An 18,991-nucleotide genomic window follows, 5' to 3' on the forward strand; every position below is an offset into this window, starting at 1 on the left:
GAGGATCAACGGGCGTCTCTCTATTGGGGAGGCGCCTTTTTGCTGTCGGTCTTGAGGTGGTTCAGCGACAGATGGCCACTTTCTTTCAGGCGATCCAACACGATGGAAGACTTCAAATGCGAGACCCCTTCCTGCGGCAACAGCTTGTTGTTGATGATGTTGGACAGGCCTTTGAGGTCTGGGACCACCAGCTTGACGTGATAATCGGTCGAACCGGTCATCGAATAAGCTTCGCTGACCTCGGGCATGGAATTGAGCAGGGACAACAGCCGTTTAGAGGCATCGGGTGAGTGGGTGTCGAGCGCGATCTGGATGAAGACAATCAGATCAAGCCCCAGAGCGGACTGGTTGAGGCGGGCGTGATAGCCTTCAATGACACCAGACTTTTCAAGAAGAGCCCTGCGCCGGGCGCATTGGGATGAGGACAGGCCGACTTCTTCGGCCAGTTCCTGACTGGTCAGGCGACCATCCCGCTGTAAAGCTTCCAGAATTTTGATGTCAAAGCGATCCATGCTGATTTCTCGCAAATTTTGAATTTTGACGCTCAAAGTGGCGCACATTCTTTTTACAGGGCGTTGATTTTGCGCACAAGGCGCAGGAGGTTTCTATTAGTATAAATGCCTAATCAATAGACTGGGAGGATAGCAATGGGACCATTTCCGCATGACGCGCCAAAGGCGGTGATCGATGAGGTCAATGTGGCCGGGACCGATGGTTTTGAATTTGTCGAATTTGCCCATCCGGAAGCGGGCAAGCTGGAAGCTCTGTTCGAGAGCATGGGGTTTGTCGAGGTGGCGCGACACAAGCACAAGGATATTTCGCTCTATCGACAAGGTCATGTCAATTATCTGATCAATCGCGATCCGGATGGTCATGCGGCCCAGTTCGTCAAGGACCATGGTCCCTGCGCTCCTGCGATGGCATGGCGGGTGGTTGACGCACAAGTGGCGCTGCAATGCGCCCTTGATTATGGGGCCGAGGAATATAAAGGTCCGGGCAAAGCGCTTGATGTGCCTGCGGTCTATGGCATTGGCGGCTCTTTGCTCTATTTCGTCGACACCTATGGTGCGGATGGGTCTGCCTATGATGCGGATTATCAATGGCTTGGCGAGCGGGACCCGAAGCCGGAAGGCGCTGGCTTTTACTATCTCGACCATCTGACCCACAATGTGATGCGTGGCAACATGAACACCTGGTATGATTTCTATGCCAAGGCCTTCAACTTCAAGGAAATCCGTTTCTTTGACATCAAAGGCGAATATACCGGGCTATATTCCCGGGCGCTGACATCGCCAGATGGCAAGATCCGCATTCCGATCAATGAAAGCTCAGACGACAAGAGCCAGATCGAGGAATATCTCAACGCATATAAGGGCGAAGGCATCCAGCATATTGCTGTTGGGACAGAGGATATTTATCGCTCAACAGACCAGATTGCCGCCAAAGGGCTCGATTTCATGCCTGCCCCTCCCGATGCTTATTATGATATGTCGCGCGAGCGGGTGAAAGGGCATCAGGAGCCGCTGGAGCGGATGCAGCGCAATGGCATTCTGATCGACGGGGAAGGGGTGGTCGATGGCGGCCGGACCCGTATTCTGTTGCAGATCTTCTCGAAAACGGTGATCGGCCCGATCTTCTTTGAATTCATTCAGCGCAAGGGCGATGACGGCTTTGGCGAAGGCAATTTCAAGGCCCTGTTTGAATCGATCGAGCGCGATCAGATCGAACGCGGCGTCCTGACCACCGATGCAGCGGCACCGGCTGCCGAGTAGCTGTCGCGTCTTGTGCGTCGCTGTTGTCGCGATGCCTGTGATACAGCATCTCGAAAGGCATGGTTCCCACAGTTCACTAACCAAAGCCTTTCCAGCGACTGCCCGGATTTCTGCAAGGAATTCCGGGCATTTTTTGTGTCACTGACTGGTTCTGAACGAAACATCTCCTTGTATCGTTTGAAAATTTCGCACGATTTTCTGCTTTTCAGAATAGATGCCTTGTGAGCATAATCCTTCCCGGACAAGGGATGGGCAACACATCCTGCATTTTGAGGAACTTCAACGGGATTGAGACGATGGCACGCAGACTAGACAAGAATGACCTGAAGGTGGATGAGCAACTGGTGGCGCTGATCGAGGAAGAGATCCTGCCCGGTACCGAGGTCTCTCCAACTGTTTTCTGGCAAGGCCTGTCCGATGCGGTTGCCCGTTTCACCCCGACCAACAGGGCCTTGCTGGCCAAGCGGGCCGATCTGCAAAAACAAGTCGATGCTTGGTGCAAAGCGCATAAGGGCCAGCCGCTTGATCCGGTGGCCTATCGCTCCTTCCTTGAAGACATTGGCTATATTGTGCCTGAAGGCGACGACTTCGAGGTCACGACCGCCAATGTGGATGGCGAAATGGCGACGCTGGCCGGGCCGCAGTTGGTCGTGCCTGTGATGAATGCCCGCTTTGCCCTGAATGCGGCGAATGCCCGTTGGGGCAGTCTGTATGATGCGCTTTATGGTACCGATGTGGTGCCGCAGGACGGGGATCTTGCACCGGGTGAAGGCTTCAATGAGGCGCGCGGATTGGCGGTGATTGCAAAGACGCATGCCTTCCTTGATGATGCTGTACCGCTGGCAGCCGGCAGCCATGGGGATGTTACCGCCTACAGGGTCGACCCGGAGACCCGGTCTTTGATGATCACGCTGACCGATGGCAGCGAAACCAGCCTTAAAGATGAAAGCCAGTTTGTCGGCTTTGTCGAAGCGTCCGTGATCCTGTTCCAGAATAATGGCTTGCATATTGAATTGCAGATCGACCCGGATCATCCGATCGGTGGGCTGTCCAAGGCGGGTGTTAAGGATGTGGTTCTTGAATCCGCTCTGAGCACCATTCAGGACTGCGAGGATTCTGTTGCGGCGGTTGATGCCGAGGATAAATGTCTTGTCTATCGCAACTGGCTCGGCCTGATGAAGGGCGATCTGGAAGACAGTTTCTCCAAAGGCGGACGGGTGGTGACGCGCAAGCTGGCCGAGGACCGGACCTATACGGATCGTAGCGGCGGCACCCTGACCCTGCATGGGCGCAGCCTGCTGCTGGTGCGTAATGTCGGTCATCTGATGACCAACCCGGCCATTTTGGATGCCAAGGGCGACGAGATTTTTGAAGGCATTCTGGATGCTTTCGCGACTGTTGCTGCCGCCTTGCATGATTTGCCTCGCAAGGGCAACAGCCGGACTGGCAGCATTTATATCGTCAAGCCCAAGATGCACGGACCGGAAGAAGTGGCCTATGCCAATGACTTGTTTGATGCGGTCGAGGACTGTTTTGGCCTGCCGCGCAACAGCATCAAGATCGGGGTGATGGATGAAGAGCGCCGCACCACCGTTAATCTGAAAGAGTGCATTCGGGCGGTGAAGGACCGGATCGTCTTCATTAATACCGGCTTCTTGGATCGCACCGGCGATGAAATCCATACCTCGATGGAGCTGGGGCCGTTCCTGCCCAAAGAGCAGATCAAGGCGGAGCCCTGGATTGCCGCCTATGAGGACTGGAATGTCGATACGGGCTTGCAAACCTCGCTGAATGGTAAGGGCCAGATCGGCAAGGGCATGTGGGCCAAACCCGATGAAATGGCGGAAATGATGGTGGCCAAGATCGGCCATCCAAAGGCCGGGGCGACTTGTGCCTGGGTGCCATCACCAACCGCGGCGACCTTGCATGCGATCCATTATCACAAGGTGCATGTTGCCTCCATTCAGGATGCTCTGACCTCGCGCCAGAAGGCAAATCTGGATACGATCTTGACCGTACCGCTGCTGGAGGGGAAAAATCTCGATCCGCAAACCATCCAGAATGAGCTTGAGAATAATGCGCAGGGCATTCTTGGCTATGTGGTGCGCTGGATCGATCAGGGGGTGGGCTGCTCCAAGGTGCCGGACATCAACAATGTGGCCTTGATGGAAGACCGTGCCACTCTGCGGATTTCAAGCCAGCATATGGCCAACTGGCTTTATCATGGGCTGGTGACCCCGGAGCAGGTGATCGAAACAATGGAGAAAATGGCTCGCGTCGTCGATCAGCAAAATGCTGATGATCCGGCCTATCGCAACATGGCCGACAATTATGTCGCCTCGGTTGCTTTCCGCGCAGCCTGCGATTTGGTCTTCAAAGGCAAGGATCAGCCCAGCGGCTATACCGAGCCGTTGTTGCACAAGCTCAGGCAGATTGCCAAATCCCACATGCAAGCGTGATCCCCTGTCTGGATGTCAAGCAAGCAAGATACGCGAAAAAAGGGCGTCGAAGGACGCCTTTTTTGTGTTTTCAGGCTCTGTTATAGCCCGCTTATGAAGGGCGTCTCACTGACGGAGCTATGTAAATTTTGCATGGCTTAAGGGGCCATTGTTTCTCCGTTTCGAACTATGGTCTGGCCATGAAGGGTGAGCAATTGGGACTGCCTTATGCGTCATCAGGGGCCATAGGCGAGACAGGGGTGAGTCCTCAGCAAATGCCTCCGGTAACGCAAACGGCGTTTCGAAATGCACAGGGTCGATGATCGAACCTTTTTTGCAAGTGGTTGCAATTATTACTTATTTTTTAAACAGCGTGAGTCGGGATGGCGAGGGATTTTCATCGGAATCGACTTTAACTTGATGTCGCGAGGGAAGGCTGATACGAAGCAATCCTATACTTTCGGTGAGGTCGAGTTCTACTTTTGGATAAAGCCACTTCAAGCCCTGTCCAAAATCGGTGAAATCAGTTGCAGGTACCCTATCTGCTACCTTGCCTGGGGCTGAATTCCTATGCGATTATTGCAACGCTCGTTACATTCGCAATAGGGTTTAACCCAAAGATTTTGTTGTACGTTTCAGGCCTGTCGGCCGCGTATGGCGAAATGAGCTGGAGGAAATTGCCGTGCCTTGCATTGATGCAATGATTGACGAAGTCGTCAGCTTGCCACTCGATATTACGGTCGAGGAAGCACTCAACGTGCTTGATAACAACAACATCCGTACCGCGCCTGTTCTCGATAGCGACAAGACCATGCTTGGTCTGTTTGGCTACGAAACCCTGATGCAGGCTGTTTTGCCCCAAGCCCTCTCAATGGGGATAGGACTTGGGCGGCTCGATTTTGCACGAGGAGCCGGGCCGGATATCGCTCGTCGCCTGCGCAAGGTCAAAGCCAAGCCACTCGCAGAAGTCATGAACCGCAAACCGCTGACGTTGCAGCCGGAAATGTCCCTTTGGGAAACCATCCGCACGCTGGCCAAGGCTCGACTTCCTCTTGCTGTGGTTGATAAGAAGACCAACAAGTTTCTTGGAATTGTGACCGAGCGGTCCGCTATTGCCGAGCTTGAGCGAAGCGAGGCGGATCCTACCTTGACTGGGCCGGAAATGGACGCATCTGACTCTTGACCAGATGCCTGTTCCGGCCTCGCTAACCACTTGTGAATAGGGGCCCGAAACAAAATGGGACATGCCACGGAGATGGCCACAAGCGCAGCCTTTGGCTGGTCGCCACTGGTTGTTGCGACCGTCATTCTTGTAACTGCCTATATCTTTATCATCTCGGAAAAGATCAACCGCGCGATCATCTCCCTTTTGGGGGCGGGTCTGCTGGTCCTGCTCGGGGTTTTGAACTTTGAACTGGTGGTTGCCGGGACTGACTTCAATACCCTGTTTTTGCTGATCGGCATGATGGTCATCGTGGCCATCACCAAGGATTCCGGCATTTTCCAGTTTGTGGCGATTTATACCGCCAAGACGGTGAAAGCCAATCCGCGGGCCCTGCTGGCGGCGCTGGCCGTTGTGACGGCAGTCTTCTCATCCCTGTTGGACAACGTGACAACCGTCTTACTGGTCGTGCCGGTAACACTGCTTTTGACCGATCAATTGGAGCTCAATCCCTATCCGTTCCTGTTCTCGCAGATCTTTTCCTCCAACATTGGTGGTTCGGCTACCCTGATCGGTGACCCACCCAACATTCTGATCGGGTCTGCGGTTGGTCTCAGTTTCATGGATTTCGTGGAACATGTTGGTCCTCCCGCAGTGGTTATCATGATCCTTTGCCTGATCTTCTTCGACCTCCTGTGGGGGCGCAAGTTGAAGACGACACGGCGGGCGCAGGTCATGATGATGCGCTACAATGCCGGTGAGGCCATTGAAGATCGTCCCTTGCTCTACAAGTCTCTGTTCACGCTGGCGCTGGTGATGGCTGGCTTCATCTGGGGGCACGATCTTGGCTGGCAGCCAGGCACGATCGCCCTGACCGGTGCGGCCTTCCTGTTGCTGTTGCAGAGCTTCAAATTCGGCCCGGAAGAGCAGTCTCACAACGTCCACAAGGCTTTCCAGCAGGTTGAATGGGAAACGATCTTCTTCTTCTTCGGTCTGTTCGTGCTGGTCTATGGGGTTGAACATACCGGCTTGCTGAAAATGATTGCAGAGCAGTTGCTGCAAATCACAGGCACCAATGTTCCGCTTGCTGGCATGATCATTCTTGGATCGTCTGCCGTTCTTTCAGCCATCGTTGACAACATTCCGTTTGTTGCGACGATGATCCCGTTGATCGAAGCGATGCAAACTGATCTTGGTGGAGCAGATGCGATTAAGCCGCTCTGGTGGTGTCTGTCCCTTGGTGCCTGTCTTGGTGGCAACGGCACGCTTATCGGTGCCAGTGCCAACGTCATGGTTGCCAGCTTTGCCGAACGGGCAGGGCAGCGGATTTCCTTCATGAAGTTCATGGCTTTGGCCTTCCCGCTGATGCTGTTCACCACATTGATTGCTGCGATCTATGCCTGGTTTGCCTTCTTCGTTATCAGTTTCTGATTGGCGGTGAGACAAGCTGCAAATTAAACTAGGGGAGCGATTGCTCCCCTTTTTTGTGATCGCGTCCCGATTCAATGCCGAATGTGGAGTCTGCAACCAGGGTTTCATCGACTTCGAGGCCAGCTTCAGCCATGGCTTTTCAGAACCCTTTTGTTCGCTCGCAGGCCGTTGAGGCATAGGAAGGACCGGCGATCAGGCCAATTCGGGAATGGTTGAGGTCTATCAGGTGTCTTGTGGCAAGATAACATGAAGGGGAGGAAACCGGCTTCCGATATTCTATGAAGCGACGGTCTCATAGACCACAGTAATCGGGCACTTAACGATCAAGTATCGTTTCTCCCACTTCATCAAGTCCGCGAAGGCCGACAAGACCTAGATCCTGATTCAACTCCTTTTTCAGGATTTGAATCGCCTGTTCAACCATTGACTGCCCACCAACAGCGGCAGCATAGAGCATAGGCCGTCCTACAAAGACAAAATCAGTGCCTAGCGCCACGGCTTTCAAGATATCGGTTCCACGGCGAATGCCGCCATCCACACCGAGCATCATATCACCCGCTTCGCCTCGCGCGGCCTTCAGCGCTCGCACACCGCTGATGGCGAAATCGAGTTGCCGCCCGCCATGATTGGACAGGATCACACCATCGCACCCATGTTTGCGGGCATGCGCCACATCCGTATGCGCAAGCAGGCCTTTCAGGACCAGCCTGCCTTTCCAGATATCGCGGATCAGACGCACATGCTCCCAGTTCAGATGATCTTTACGCCCAAAATCACGCACCACATTTTTGGAGACGATCGGCACACCGCGTTCGGCAAAGGAATTCTCGAAATGCGGCATCCCACGCTCTACGAGACTTCTTAAAAACGTTCCAAAAACCCATCGCGGCTTGAGCGCAAAATCGAAGATCAAGCGCGGCGTAATCCTCAGCGGCGTTGAAAAACCGGCGCGCAGATTGTTCTCACGGTTCGCCAGAACCGCTGTATCGGCAGTCAAAACGAGTGTTTTGTAGCCTGCCCGCTCGACCCGCTGCACCAAGGCGCGAATACGGTCTTCCTCACCCGGCAAATAGGCTTGAAACCAGGCATCTGGATTGTTTTCCAGCACACGTTCCAAAGGGGTGAGCGAGGAGCCGCTCAAGATAAATGGTATGCCTGCGTCTTTCGCCGCACGTGCCAGCACGACATCGCCATCCAGTGCCATGAGCGAAGAAATGCCCATGGGGGCGATGCCGAATGGAGCATCATATAATCTATCGAAAAGGGGACGCGTGATCGTGCGGCCTTCAACGCCTCGCAAAACATTGGGGATCAGTCGCATTTCAGAGAAAACAGCGCGGTTATCGGCATAGGCTGAAGCGGTTTCCGCAGCGCCTGCGATATATCCAAAGAGCGGACGCGGAAGCCTTCGGCGTGCAGCGACTTCGAAGTCATCCAGGTTCAAAATCATGCCAGTGACTCCTTAGAAGCCGCAAAGCCCTTCATCCGGTCCCAGAGATGATCATGGCAGTCGAAAATTGGAAGGTCGGGGTCGATGACGTCCTCGGTGTTCAAAGCCAGCCACTTTTGCCTGACCGGGAAGTGAGGGTTCGCCCCGACCATCCTTTATGCCTTTCCGTTGGATGCTTTGGCTTTGAGCAAGCGCTTCTTGATCATCGGTCCAGTGATCACTGCCAGCGTCAGGGCAACCAAAATCAGACTGGTCGTGTTCTGGAACAGGACTGCCCAATCACCCCGCCCAATGCGCAAGGCAAGACGCAGATTCTCTTCGGCGAAGCCACCAAGAATGAGACCCAGCACCACAGGAGGAAGCGGGAACTTCAACTTGTCCATGACATAGCCGATGGCCCCGAAGCCGAGCATCAGATAGACGTCGAACATCCGACCATGGATGGAATAGACGCCGATCAACATCAGAATGATGATAACGGAACCGAGCAACGGGCGTGGCAACTTGAGTAGCTTGGCAAAGCTGTTGGTCGCCAGCGAACCGCCTAGGAATACCAGCAGGATGGCGCCAAACAGGAACTGCCACATGAAGCCAAAGACAATGTCGGGATTGTTGCGGAACAGCATCGGACCGGGCTGCAAACCATGGATCAGCAGGCCACCCAGCATGATTGCCGCGACAGCCGTACCGGGAATGCCAAGGGTCAGGGCAGGGATGAGTGCGGAAGCCGTGTCGGCATTGTTGGCCGTTTCAGAAGCGGCAACGCCTTCTCCTTCGCCTTTGCCCCATTCTTCAGGGTTTTTGCTGGCACGACGCGCTTCATTGTAGGACATGAAGGCAGCCATGGACCCACCGGCACCGGGCAGAATGCCGATCCAGATACCAATCAAAGATGAGCGCAGCCAAGTCTTCCAATAGCCTTTCATGCGCGGCAGAGTTCGCCAGATCGGTTGGGTGCCGAGATGTTCACTTGCGCCACCGTCAGTCTTGAGCGGGCTTTCCAGCAGATCGATGACCGGAGGCAGGGCATAGAGGCCAACCAGCAGAATGACGATATGAATGCCATCCAGCAGTTCCAGTTGATCAAAGGTAAACCGGTCATTGCCGAAGATCGGATCAGAGCCGATGACCGACACAAAGACGCCAAAACAGGCGCTGATCAAGCCTTTGACGATGTTGCCACCAAGCAGAAAGATGATGCTGCAGAGGCCGAAGACGGCAACCCAGAATACTTCTGCGGGACCAAACAACAAGGTGACGCGGGACAAAGGCGGGGCGAGCAACATCAGCGCAAACGCGCTGGCGACACCGCCGATGGCAGAGGAGACAACTGCGACTTGAAGCGCATATCCGCCTTCACCTCGTTGGGCGAGGGGATAGCCGTCAAAGGTGGTCGCGACCGCGGCTGGGGTGCCCGGGATGCGCAGCAGAACCGCAGGAATGGCACCGCCATACATGGCACCATTATAGATGCCTGCCATCAGGCCCAGTGCGACGAGCGGTTCGAGACCAAATGTAAAGGGGACCAGAACGGAGATCGCCATGGTAGCGCTCAGTCCGGGCATGGCTCCGACCACGATGCCAGCGAGCACGCCGATAACAAGCGCTGCCAGATTGGTCCAGGCAATGACATTCGGAAGAGATTGGATGAGATCGGTATACATGGCACCTCACTTGGACCAAAGAAGGCCTGACGGAAATTCCTGCGACATTGCAACGCCAAAAATCAGGTAAATGGCGGTCAAGACGATGGCGGTGGCAATCAGCAGGCCCACAGGGCTGCGATAGCCAAAGACATAGGCAACAAGCGGCAGGGAGATGGCGGTGCTGGGATAGAAGCCGATCAAATCGACCGATATCGCATAGGCTACAATCAGACCAAAGGCACCAAAGACACGGCGCGGTGCTTTGAGAACAGGCTCCTGTTCGGCCCCCGTGCTGGCCTTGCGCTGGTCAGACAACAGCATCAATATCGACAGGATGATCAGACCACCAAGCATGGCGGCAGGAAGAAGCGATGGTAGCGCAGGTAGCTTTGACGTCGGAAAGAGGAAGCCGATTGCACCGATCAAAATGCCAAGGGCCGTGATTGTTTCCGCGCGTAGAAAGCGCGACCGATTGCTCGATTGCTGTTTGCTCGGTTGCATGAGACAGGCTCCAGCCAAGGGGACACGAGGGGAGATGCAGGGAGAGGCCTTGGGAAAGCAAGGCCTTCTCCCCGCATCATGTTAATCAACGCCAGGGTGTTTCTGCCCAGACCGCTTTGGCAAGGTCCAGGATTTCAGCGTTGAGTGCCTTGAAGTCATCGCCTGTGACAACTTCTACGGGGTTGGCCGTTGCTTTCATGGCCGCTTTGAACTCGGCATCGCCTTCCAGTTTGTTGAAAGCGTCGAGCAGTTTTGCACGGACATCGTCTGGCAGGCCGGCTGGTGCAATGAAGCCACGCATGGAGCCGTTGATGAGATCGATGCCCTGTTCTTTGAATGTAGGTACATCTGGGGCAAATTCAGAGCGTTCGGCAAGGGCGATACCAAGAATATTGATCTCTTCCTTGAAAGCCGAGACTTCCGATACGTTCAGCACGCCCATTGCGACGTGACCACCCATGAGCGCCGTACGAGCCGGAGCGGAGCCACGGAAAGGTACAATGGTGAATTCTGTATCGGTCATTTTCTGCAGTTTGGTGAGCAGGAAGTGATCGTCCCCACCAAGGCTGGACATGCCAACTGTTACCGCACGCGGATTGGCTTTGGCTTCTGCCAACAGCTTTTCAAACGTGTCCAGACCGCTTTTCTTGGATGTGACAATGACGTTCGGGTCGTTGACGACATTGGCCAGATAGGTGAAGCTGTCTGCGTCATAATCGGCCTTGCGGTCAAGGGTACGTGCCATCATGCCCGGCAGATTGTAGGTGCCAAGCGTGTAGCCGTCTTTCTCTGCGTTAGCGGCTTCGGTCACACCGATCTGGCCACTGGCGCCGGGCATGTTTTTAACAACAATGCTGGAGCCTTCACCGAGATATTTCTCAAGGAATGGAGCAACCGTGCGTGCCATGACGTCGGTGCCACCACCAGCGGAATAACCGACAATCACCTTGATCGGTTTTTCAGGAAACTCGGCAGCCGCTGCTCCGGCGATGGTCAGGAACGCGCTTGCGAGCGTGACAGTCTTGATAAATTTCTGCATGTTTCTCCTCCGTACATGCTGTGGGTTTTAGGGGAATAGGCAACCTTTTGCCTTCAGGGCGGCATCGACCCAAGAACGGTCGTTTTTCCCATCGGCAATCTTTTGCATCTGTTTTGTCTCTGCCTCATGCTTGGCCTTGGCCTTCGCAAGAACCTCTTCGGCGTCATCAAGTGGCACACACAGAACACCATCGGAATCGCCAATGATGATGTCTCCTGGCTCAATGACCATACCGTCGATGCTGATCGGCACATTGATCTCGCCCGGACCGTCTTTATAAGGACCACGATGCGTGACGCCTGCAGCAAAGGTTGGCAAGTTGGTCTCAACAAAGGCATCCACATCGCGGATTGCGCCATTGATCACGAAACCGGCTACACCGCGTGTGATGGCATAAGCCAGCATCAATTCGCCCATCAGGGCATTGGTCAGATCGCCTCCAGCATCAACGACAATGATGTCTCCCGGTTCGGCCATGTCGATGGCCTTCTGGAACATGAGATTGTCGCCGGGGCGTGCGCGAACGGTCAGGGCTGCACCCGCCATGCCGCCACTCTTGTGCATCGGACGCAAGCGCGATCCGGCAGCCGTCATGCGGCTCATGCTGTCCGAGACGTTGGCGACAGGCACCTTGGCATAGGCTTCGATCAGAGGTTTCGGTGCAACGCGTTCCCGTTTGCAAATCCGGAATCCGATATCCATTTTCAATTCTCCAGTTAAGAGGCTTTGTGCCCGGCAGCAGCCAATTGCCGCGCGTTGGCGATGCGCTCAACCGCAACAGGGCTTCCGTTCAGGACTTGGAAAATTCCATTGACAGCATCTGTGCCCACGCGGGCATTTGCCTGTGCCGTGACACCACCGACATGCGGTGTGGCGACGATGCCCGGTTCTTGCCAGAAGGGGTGATCGGCAGCGGGAGGCTCGATGGCGAAGGTGTCCAGACCGGCGCCAGCCAGATGACCGGACCGAAGAGCTGCAACCAGAGCATCTTCATCGATCAGACCACCGCGAGCGGTATTGACGATGTAGCTGCCCTGAGGCATCTGCCGGATCGCATCCGCATTGATGATCTGTCGTGTGCTGTCATTGAGGGGACAATGCAGGCTAAGAATATCCGCCTGGCCCAACAGATCCTCGAAACGCTCACAGCGTTGGACATTGAATTTCTTGAAAACCGCTTCATCGGCAAATGGATCATACCCCACCAGCTTTAGCCCGAGGCCGCTGGCGATGCGTCCGGTTTCCTGTGCGATCGACCCCATGCCCATCAAGGCGAAGGTCGAACCGGCTAGCTCGCGGCCTTTAAAGCCGGGCTTGTCCCAGCGACCAGCCCGCAGGCTGGCATCAAGAGGAAGGATACGCTTGACGGTGGTCAGCATCAGGGCGATCGCGTGTTCGGCCACGGACACTGCATTGGCTCCGGTCGCCTTGAGAACCGGAATACCTTTCGCGGCAGCTGCGTCCAGATCGATATTGTCGACACCGACGCCATGTTTGGAAATGACCCGAAGGGCAGGGGCTTGCGCAATCGCGGCAGCATCAATGCGCCCGAGGCGAGAAACCACGCCGACGGCTTCGGTCTTGATCAGAAAATCAGCGATGACATCGCTGGCTGCATAGGCAGGGGTATGCACCGTTTCGAAACCATGAGATTCCACGAGCGCTTGAGCTGCGGGTGCCAGATCAGGCCCGGTCACGAGAATCGTGTTCGGCATGATAAATTCCTCCCAGCTTGCCGTCCAACGGCAAGTGATAAGTCTTGCTTTTTCGGTTGATCCCGCCGCCGTCTCCCAACAGGCTTTGCGGTTATCCTCACCCAAAAGGGTAGTTGAAAAAAATATCTTTATGGAAGCGAAAAATTCTGGTTGTTATATTAAGAAAAACTGGATGTAGTGATGGATACTCGACAACTCAAAACATTGGTTGCAATTGCCGCCCACCGAACATTTGCCAAGGCTGCCGAGGTGGTGGGGCTGACGCCCTCTGCTGTCAGTCAGCAGATTCAGGCACTTGAAGCAGAGCTGGATGTGCAGCTATTCGAACGCTCGTCACGCCCGCCCAGTCTGACTCCTCAAGGAGTCCAAGTGCTTGACTTGGCGAAGGAAATTTTGCGTTTGGAAGAAAATGCGGTTGCCAGTCTCAAGGGCAATCGGATTTCGGGTGTTCTGCGTCTGGGGACGGTGCGTACAAATGCCCTTAACCTGCTGCCCGAAGCGATTGTCAAAATGCACGACCAATATCCTGCATTGAAGATCAATCTGCGTGTTGGCCTGTCGTCGTCAATGATATCCGATGTCGCTTCTGGACGTTTGGACGCAGCATTGGTGGCAGAGCATGTGAGTTTGCCACCACAGCTCAGATGGAGTCCCTTTCTGTGTGAACCTCTTTGGTTGATTGTGCCGGGCTCAGTCAAGGAACGAGATCCAGTGCATATTCTGGGCACCTACCCCTTTGTGCGCTATGTCAACAATGTGCCACTGGCCAATCTGATCGATACTGAAATTTCTAGAATGGGTGTCATCACCCTCGATGTCGCGGAGATTGATACCATCGGATCGATTGTCACCTGCGTGCGGCAAGGGCTCGGCGTCTCCGTGGTGCCCCATGTCTCACTGCCTTCCCCTGATGATGGCTCACTGGTCCGCATTCCTTTCGGTATGCCTCAGGTCAATCGGCAGATTGGTATTGTCGAACGGATCAACGCCCCACGAGGCGATGTCATTCATCGGTTGCATGGTCTATTGGCCCAATTGTGCGGCGAACATGGCATATCCAGAAATGCGGACTAATCACATCGCGTTGATAATGTACGTCATTCGCCACACGATACATGCTGCAAGACGAAAAGAGACAATAAGGGGATAAATATCGCTGGATTTCTTTTCAGTCCACTTATTGGCTATCTGCTCTCACCAGCCGAGTATGAGCGACAGAAAAATTTGAAGCCCCAAGGTGACTACAATTCTAGGGGCAATTCAATTTCCCTGCGGGTTGATGCGGTCTTTTTGCATTCAATTTCAGAGGAAAAACGGACCCAAACGGCACCCACGTTCTACGCTAGCATAAACGTTTAGCGCATCCAGTATCTATCGTTCTGAAAAATAAGGGAAATTTTGGTAGCGGAGGAGGGACTTGAACCCCCGACACGCGGATTATGATTTATAGATTTAACTAATGAATTCAAGTGGTTGCTGATTCTTGTTATGTAAAACTATACCTGTGTATCAAGTGGTTAGAGCTGAAAATGTAAAACTCCGAAGCCGGTTCTTTTGTCGCAGTTTTTTATGTTAGGAATGCGGACGTTCCGGACATCCGCCAATCCGATTCAATCAGATAACCAGAATGTCTAGGCAGTTTTCGGGATATATCATAGTTTTTATCTGCTAAGAAAGCATCCTGTTCACAGCTTGGAAAGCCTGATGGCTTTGGAGAGACATTTAGTCGAAATGGGCTCCGGGCGTTGAACAAAAACCAATTGTGTTTCGCTTTGTTGGAGACTTTAGTTCAACACGATTTTACGCTCGTGCAAATCAAGAAACTCAGCAAACGGAATGAGTGTGACTTTTTTTGATTTCTCATCAAATTTCACATATTTTGCGTAGCAACAAATAAACGCCCCGTAAACATCTTCTGGACTTAACTTGTTGTGCCGCCGTTCCACGGGCTTGAAACAATCTTTGGTAAACCCCCAGTGACTGAAAAACGATACACCAGCGGTATAAACAGTACACCCAAGCATAGCCGCTTCAAGTCCAGCTCCGGACGTGTTGACAAAAACAGATCTGAAGCGCTTTGCTGCCTGTTCGAACGATGCAGCTGCCGGTACAAGTGAGACCTTGAAGTCTTTGAGAATCTTTCGGGTCTCATCTTTCCCGCGCTCGTATGGGTGCGGTTTGTAGTATAGAGGCTGTTCCGGGAACATCTTACGGGCGAGTTGTGCCAGCTCGTAATTGCTCTTTGCAAGGGTCAATGTGTGTACGGTCGAAGCATCTCCACTCACTTGCCCTGTGATTAGAACTGCTTCCTCTTCCGGATCTAGTTCGAAGACACCATCAACTTCGGGATATTTTTGTATACCTACTTCCTTTTGCTTCATTACGAAACGCTTAGTAAACTCATCATTTCGCCAAAAGTTTGGAGATAGTGCATTGAGCATCTCCTCTAGCTCGGTCTGAGTGCGGCCATCATAGTAAATACCTTTTGCATCAGACACATAAGAGAACAATCCTGAGTTCGAACTTAGCGCATTTGGCCCCCAAATGCTGATTTCGATCCGTTTAACGTTTGGATGATCGGGTAGAGAAAGCCCCCAGTCCCGGTCCGCGCAACCTTTGATGTATACCTGACAGCCTACCCGAACTGCTGAGGCAAATAGGCAATTTATCAGTTTGGCATGTGTTCTTTTCAGTATCACAGATCGGCCATTTACCTTGTGGAGGCGAGCACTCAGTAAAAACTGTTGCTCCGAATTTTCAGCGCGTAAGACAAGCTTTTCTCTTTTCGAAATAGACAGTGCAATCAAAGGCTTATGTCTGAGTTTGGCGAGGCCAAATGCAGTAATTGCAACCAGATACAAACGAAAGACATCAATGAGGACCCTTAGTTTCTCCTTTATACCAAGATCACTCTCGTAGCGAGCTGAAACTGAAGGAACGTTCCTATAAGTCATGTGCGATATTCCAAGGCGCAAAATAGTTCATACTTTTCAGGACCGAGCCACTTCACACGTATTCGGACCTGTCGCTGATTAGCAGATCGAAACCGAGTCTAAAAGATAAAGTTGTCGCAAGAATGTATTGGCCCATTGAAATTCTACTCATGCTATAAATAAGGAAAATCGCGATGGGTATTGCGATGGACGACAAGGTCAAACGTTGGACGGCTAAGCGCAAATCTACGCTTGTGATCGAGATCATTCAAGGCAAGCCAACGGTTTCAGAGGCAAGCCGTTTTATAATTTCTCACCCTCTGAGAGCCGGATTGAAAAGTAGTTGAGCGATATCAATAGGTTGTGATTCAACCGTCTTTGTCTAGAAGATGGAGTATCATATGCCTTGGGATGATATCGCTCGGGTTCAAAATAACCGGGATAAACTTCGCTATCCAACAGATTTAACCGACAAAGAATGGGAAGTGATCGAACCGTTCTTGCCTCCCGCCCGGTCAGGCGGGCGACCACGCACCACAAATATACGCGATGTAATAGATGCGATCCTGTATGTTGGTGGAAGCGGTTGCCGATGGCGGATGTTGCCCAGGGACTTTCCTCCGGTCTCGACGGTGCGCAGATATTTTTATGCATGGCGCAATGCTGGCTTTTGGACCCGGATTAATCATCTCCCGGTCATGGGGTGCCGCGAACTGGAAGGGCGAGAAGCCAGTCCTACGGCTGGAGTGATTGACAGTCAGAGAGTCAAAACGACAGAAAGCGGCGGCATTCGGGGCTATGATGCAGGCAAGAAGACCAAGGGGCGCAAGCGCCATATCATTGCCGACACCCTTGGTTTGAAGCTGCATGTTGTCGTCCATTCTGCTGATATTCAGGATCGTGATGTCCAGTATACGTATAGTTATGTCCGCTGAGTCCCTCTGTACTGTTGAATATCGCTGAAAACGTGTTTGCCGCTCATAGCAGTAGAGCCGGTAGATTAAATAATGTCTTAGATCTCAAAACTTGGAGAGCCAAGGCTAGGATCCCACTTTTGGAACAGCTTTTGCCTTTCCCAGAATTTTGAGTGAATAACTTCGCAGCATTCCTCTGCATTCAAGTCATGAACAGCACTCTCTGTTGAAAATTTCAGCGCGCTGACCACTTTATCTTGATTTTCTTTGAAGGTAAAAATCAGATCATGTCGCGCGTTTGATATAGGTTTATCAAGAAACTGTGCGCTAAAAACGGAGGGATTCCGCTTCTTTATCTTATTCACGATTGTGTTTGCTGTCTTCCCAATCCCAATGACAATATCAGGGTATAAATCGCTAGGTAGGTAATTGTGTAAGATCGCAAGCAACCTGCTCTTTGGAACCCAAACGGTTTCCGTGTTCCCAAACTCAAGGCCTTTTAAAGCCTGACAGACATTTGTGTGCGTCGTGCTTTTGTCGGAAAAAATCCAGCAGTTAAACAAGTTTAGGTTTTCGAAAACGAACTCTGTTTCGTGCTCTGTCTTTCGACCTAACCGACTGACGATTTCATCATTCTTTGTTAGCATTTTTTTGTTCCGGCGTCCCTGTCACCGTTCTTAAATATCTTGCATGATGCGATTGGCTGTAGTCGCGAAATCATGATTAATTACTCAAGCATCTTGTCGCTTTAACTTTCTTGGATTTCCTTGTAATAGCTCGACCCGTTGGGTCTAAATCCACACATCCTTCCAGCCGCAAAAGAAACGTCTTTTGTCGCTTTTGTGAGCAATTTGAGATCTGCTTCAGGCTTTGCCATCAACCTTAAGAGGCCAAAAGGAATACTTGGCTGGGGCTGATGAACAGTTTCAGTATGCATAGCAGCGGGCAAAAAACTCAGTAGCTGAGATTGTGTCTCACAATCGTATGCCGTCTCATTGTTGTCGCAAATAACCAGAGAAAGCTGCACGCCATCCAACAAGTTGAGATTGGCGACAGACTTCTGACACCGCTCCAGCATTGTTGAGCGACCGCGAGAGCAAATTGCCAGCGCTATTTTCTGAGGAATTCGACTCATGACTGACTTCGTTTCTCCAGCATCTTTAAAATTCTCATAAAGCGCGAAAAAGACTGCGTAGACGCAAAGGCGATGCCTTTCCAACCAGCAAATATGAATCGCCGGACAAACAAGTATTTAACCATTTCCACCGGGAACTCAGACACAAGACGCAAATACAACAACCACATCGGTTTCTCTATCTGAGTGGTTGCGGCAAGATCCGATGTATAGTTTAATTTGGAAACGGTATGTCCCCAATTTCTGAAAGAATAGTGATACTGGCGTGCTTTCAGCGTACCCGAGGTATAGCCTTCATCAATCTCAATTCGATCATAAGAAGGATCGAGCTTCACTCGCGCATATCGCAAATCGTACAGTCGTGGGACCTTGCGGAAATCAGCGAATGGTCTTGGGGAAGTATCTCCTGGAAGGACCATCGTGTTGCGAATGAAGTAACAAACATGGGTTGGATCTCCCTTGTCGAACAGAGAATGAATTTCCTCGCGCAGATCTGGTGTCACGACTTCGTCGGCATCAATATAGAAGATCCAGTGATTTTTGCATTGACCTTCGCCGAAACTGCGTTGAGGTCCAAACCCTTCCCATGGGTTGAATATCACCCGTGCACCATGGCTTTCAGCGATCTCCACCGTGTTGTCAGTTGAGCCCGAATCGATGACCACGATCTCGCGCCCTAGGCCGGTGACTGATCTCAATGTTCTCGCAATCCGATCCCCTTCGTTAAATGTGCGGATAAGCACTGAAATCGGGGGACATTTTTCAACCATTGATTTATCTCTTCGCATTCAGTTTCAGTTGGTATAAATCAGGAATGATGCCGGATCAAGCGCTGCATTTTATAAAAACCATATA

The 18,991-nt window shown here is 52.4% G+C and carries 16 protein-coding genes and 2 pseudogenes; 6 read left to right on the forward strand and 12 right to left on the reverse strand.

The window, feature by feature from the left end; genetic code table 11:
- Positions 1-20: 20 nt before the first annotated feature.
- Positions 21-512, reverse strand: a complete 492-nt coding sequence (locus tag DSD30_RS16380) for an Lrp/AsnC family transcriptional regulator (protein ID WP_245418508.1) — start codon at positions 510-512, stop codon at positions 21-23.
- A 135-nt stretch (positions 513-647) separates the two neighbouring features.
- On the opposite strand from DSD30_RS16380, the gene hppD reads away from it, so the two are divergent.
- From hppD to DSD30_RS16405, 4 genes are all read left to right on the forward strand, one after another.
- A complete protein-coding gene (hppD, locus tag DSD30_RS16385; RefSeq protein ID WP_114010782.1) occupies positions 648-1,772 on the forward strand; it encodes a 4-hydroxyphenylpyruvate dioxygenase in 1,125 nt (374 codons plus the stop codon).
- 296 nt (positions 1,773-2,068) lie between these two features.
- Positions 2,069-4,231, forward strand: a complete 2,163-nt coding sequence (locus DSD30_RS16390) for a malate synthase G (protein ID WP_114010783.1) — start codon at positions 2,069-2,071, stop codon at positions 4,229-4,231.
- A gap of 661 nt (positions 4,232-4,892) precedes the next feature.
- Positions 4,893-5,393 (forward strand): CBS domain-containing protein, encoded by a 501-nt coding sequence (locus tag DSD30_RS16400; RefSeq protein WP_138147209.1) that lies wholly within the window; start codon positions 4,893-4,895, stop codon positions 5,391-5,393.
- Between the two features lie 72 nt (positions 5,394-5,465).
- Entirely contained in the window at positions 5,466-6,803 is a 1,338-nt protein-coding gene (locus DSD30_RS16405; RefSeq protein WP_114010872.1) for an ArsB/NhaD family transporter, read from the forward strand.
- Positions 6,804-6,867: 64 nt separating this feature from the next.
- On the opposite strand, the pseudogene DSD30_RS21915 reads toward DSD30_RS16405, so the two are convergent.
- From DSD30_RS21915 to DSD30_RS16435, 7 genes and pseudogenes are all read right to left on the reverse strand, one after another.
- Positions 6,868-7,047: pseudogene (locus DSD30_RS21915) on the reverse strand (substrate-binding domain-containing protein); the annotation flags it as partial.
- Between the two features lie 72 nt (positions 7,048-7,119).
- On the reverse strand, positions 7,120-8,253 hold the full coding sequence (locus DSD30_RS16410; protein ID WP_114010786.1) for an alpha-hydroxy acid oxidase: 1,134 nt from the start codon (positions 8,251-8,253) through the stop codon (positions 7,120-7,122).
- Between the two features lie 155 nt (positions 8,254-8,408).
- Positions 8,409-9,917: a tripartite tricarboxylate transporter permease gene (locus DSD30_RS16415; protein ID WP_114010787.1), complete on the reverse strand. Its 1,509-nt coding sequence runs from the start codon at positions 9,915-9,917 to the stop codon at positions 8,409-8,411.
- Between the two features lie 6 nt (positions 9,918-9,923).
- Entirely contained in the window at positions 9,924-10,400 is a 477-nt protein-coding gene (locus DSD30_RS16420; RefSeq protein ID WP_114010788.1) for a tripartite tricarboxylate transporter TctB family protein, read from the reverse strand.
- An 85-nt stretch (positions 10,401-10,485) separates the two neighbouring features.
- Positions 10,486-11,439, reverse strand: coding sequence for a Bug family tripartite tricarboxylate transporter substrate binding protein (locus tag DSD30_RS16425; RefSeq protein ID WP_114010789.1), 954 nt, complete (start codon positions 11,437-11,439; stop codon positions 10,486-10,488).
- Between the two features lie 27 nt (positions 11,440-11,466).
- A complete protein-coding gene (locus DSD30_RS16430; RefSeq protein WP_198662994.1) occupies positions 11,467-12,141 on the reverse strand; it encodes an RraA family protein in 675 nt (224 codons plus the stop codon).
- Between the two features lie 14 nt (positions 12,142-12,155).
- Entirely contained in the window at positions 12,156-13,154 is a 999-nt protein-coding gene (locus DSD30_RS16435) for a hydroxyacid dehydrogenase (protein ID WP_114010791.1), read from the reverse strand.
- Between the two features lie 180 nt (positions 13,155-13,334).
- Between DSD30_RS16435 and DSD30_RS16445 the strand changes: the two genes are divergently transcribed.
- The gene (locus DSD30_RS16445; protein ID WP_114010793.1) at positions 13,335-14,228 is read left to right on the forward strand and encodes a LysR substrate-binding domain-containing protein; all 894 of its coding nucleotides are present in this window, start codon (positions 13,335-13,337) and stop codon (positions 14,226-14,228) included.
- Positions 14,229-14,938: 710 nt separating this feature from the next.
- On the opposite strand, the gene DSD30_RS16450 is transcribed toward DSD30_RS16445, so the two are convergent.
- Complete coding sequence (locus DSD30_RS16450; RefSeq protein WP_114010794.1) at positions 14,939-16,108, reverse strand: capsular polysaccharide export protein, LipB/KpsS family; 1,170 nt, start codon at positions 16,106-16,108, stop codon at positions 14,939-14,941.
- A 380-nt stretch (positions 16,109-16,488) separates the two neighbouring features.
- Here DSD30_RS16450 and DSD30_RS16460 point away from each other — a divergent pair.
- A pseudogene (locus DSD30_RS16460) lies at positions 16,489-16,992 on the forward strand (IS5 family transposase); the annotation flags it as partial.
- A 107-nt stretch (positions 16,993-17,099) separates the two neighbouring features.
- On the opposite strand, the gene DSD30_RS16465 reads toward DSD30_RS16460, so the two are convergent.
- The 3 genes from DSD30_RS16465 to DSD30_RS16475 all read right to left on the reverse strand — a co-directional run bounded on the left by DSD30_RS16465 (position 17,100) and on the right by DSD30_RS16475 (position 18,906).
- Entirely contained in the window at positions 17,100-17,648 is a 549-nt protein-coding gene (locus DSD30_RS16465; protein WP_114010795.1) for a hypothetical protein, read from the reverse strand.
- Between the two features lie 101 nt (positions 17,649-17,749).
- Positions 17,750-18,136 carry a hypothetical protein gene (locus tag DSD30_RS16470; protein WP_114010796.1) on the reverse strand — a complete coding sequence of 129 codons (387 nt, stop codon included), beginning with the start codon at positions 18,134-18,136 and terminating at the stop codon, positions 17,750-17,752.
- Positions 18,133-18,906, reverse strand: coding sequence for a glycosyltransferase family 2 protein (locus tag DSD30_RS16475; protein WP_114010797.1), 774 nt, complete (start codon positions 18,904-18,906; stop codon positions 18,133-18,135). The genes DSD30_RS16470 and DSD30_RS16475 overlap by 4 nt, the downstream gene beginning before the upstream one ends.
- Positions 18,907-18,991: the final 85 nt, after the last annotated feature.

The organism is Cohaesibacter intestini (genome assembly GCF_003324485.1).
GTDB lineage: Bacteria > Pseudomonadota > Alphaproteobacteria > Rhizobiales > Cohaesibacteraceae > Cohaesibacter > Cohaesibacter intestini.